This window comes from Streptomyces sp. C (assembly GCF_000158895.1).
Classification (GTDB): Bacteria; Actinomycetota; Actinomycetes; order Streptomycetales; family Streptomycetaceae; genus Streptomyces; species Streptomyces racemochromogenes.
On record NZ_GG657750.1, the window covers coordinates 3,169,612 to 3,171,632 of the forward strand.

Below are 2,021 nucleotides of genomic sequence, written 5' to 3' on the forward strand. Positions count from 1 at the left end.
GGGCCGGGTGCGCTGGGGCTGCCGGCCGCGCCGGGTCAGCCAGAGCACCCCGGCGGCGCCGGAGAGGAGGACGGTGGCGCCGAGGGTGCCGAGGGCGAGGGCGGAGTCGGCGGGGCCCGTCTGCGGGAGGGTGTCCCCGCCGCCCCCGCCGTCGCCACCGGTCTGGGGGGCTCCGCCGCCGGCGGCGGTGACGTCCATCTCCAGGGAGGGCTTGGGGCTGTTGCCCGGGGTGCAGGTGGTGGTGGTCCCCATGGCCTTGATGGTGAGGACGCCCGCCGTGAAGGTGACCTTGCCGCTCTTCTTCGGGGTGTAGGTGCCCGACAGGTCGGTGATCTTGATGGGGGTGTTGGCGGGCGCGGCTTCGGGGTTGGGCGGGCCGGAGACCGGTACGGAGACCTTCTCGGCGCCGTCGGTCACGATCACGGCGCTGGGGTTCATCGCGCCCTTGCCGAGCTCGATGGGGCTGGAGGAGACGCCCTTCTGGAAGGACATCGTCAGCTTGTAGCCGTCGCCCTCCTTGACGGCCTTGATGTCGATGGGCGAGACCGCCGACTTGTCCCCGATCGGGGTCTGGCACTTGTACTCGACGTCGACCACGTCGGCGTGGGCCGCGGGGGCGGCGAGCAGGACCGCGGACCCGGCGAGCGCGAGCGCGAGTGCCGGCGCGAGTGCGGTGGAGCGTTTCCGGTCGGACACCTTCGTCTTCCCCTCGGGCCACAAGTTACTGACGACACATCAGATTGGTGGCACAAGGTACGCCCGGGACCTCACGGAGGGAAGACAAAGGGCGGACGGCACTTCGGACGGCTCGGCGGCCGGCATTCCGGCCGCCGGTCAGGCCGCCGGTCGGGCCGCCGGTCAGGCGGCGCGGACCCCCCGCTGCCAGACGGCGGAGACCAGCGGCACGCCCGGGCGGTAGGCGAGGTGGACGTGGCTCGGGGCGTCGAGCAGCGCCAGGTCCGCGCGGGCGCCGGGCGCCAGCCGGCCGATGTCGGTCCGGCGCAGCGCGCGGGCCCCGCCGGCGGTGGCGGCCCACAGGGCCTCGTCGGGGGTCATGCCCATGTCCCGGACGGCGAGCGCGATGCAGAACGGCATGGAGCTCGTGTACGAGGACCCGGGGTTGCAGTCGGTGGACAGGGCGACCGTGGCGCCCGCGTCGAGCAGCCGGCGGGCGTCGGGCCACTGGGCGCGGGTGGAGAACTCGGCGCCGGGGAGCAGCGTCGCGACGGTGGTCCCGGCGGCCTGGGCGAGGGCGTCCACGTCGGCGTCGGTGAGGTGGGTGCAGTGGTCGGCGGAGGCCGCCTCCAGCTCGACGGCCAGCTGCACGCCGGGCCCGTACGAGAGCTGGTTGGCGTGCACGCGCGGGATCAGCCCGGCGGCGGCGCCGGCGGTCAGGATCGCCCGGGCCTGGTCGCCGTCGAAGGCGCCCTTCTCGCAGAAGACGTCCACCCAGCGGGCGTACGGGGCGCAGGCCGCGAGCATCTCGCCGGTGACGAGGCCGACGTAGCCGGCCGGGTCGTCGGCGTAGTCCGGGGAGACGATGTGCGCGCCGAGGTAGGTGACCTCCTCGGTGTGCGCGGAGGCGATCCGCAGGGCGCGGGCCTCGTCGGCGACGGTGAGGCCGTAGCCGGACTTGGTCTCGAAGGTGGTGGTGCCCTGGCGGCGGGCCTCGTCGAGGTGGCGCAGCAGGTTCGCCTCCAGCTCCGCGTCGGTGGCGGCGCGGGTGGCGGCGACGGTGGTGCGGATGCCGCCGGCGGAGTAGCTGCGGCCGGACATCCGGGCGTTGAACTCGGCGGTGCGGTCGCCGGCGAAGACGAGGTGGCTGTGCGAGTCGACGAAGCCGGGGATGACGGCGCGGCCCTGCGCGTCGAAGGACGCGTCGGCGGCGGGGGCCGAGGCGGCGGGGCCGGTCCAGGCGACGGTGTCGCCGTCGATGACGAGGGCGGCGTCCTCGATCAGGCCGAGGGGGGTGCCGTCGCCCTGGGCGGGGTCGTTGGTGACGAGGCTGCCGATGTTGGTGA

General features: G+C 74.8%; 2 protein-coding genes. Both read right to left on the minus strand.

The features are described from left to right. The coding region (locus SSNG_RS14050; protein ID WP_007264496.1) for an LPXTG cell wall anchor domain-containing protein at window positions 1-696 on the minus strand (696 nt) is incomplete at its 3' end. Window positions 697-858: 162 nt separating this feature from the next. Beyond that, on the minus strand, window positions 859-2,021 hold a 1,163-nt coding region (gene hutI / locus SSNG_RS14055; protein WP_007264497.1), incomplete at its 5' end, for an imidazolonepropionase.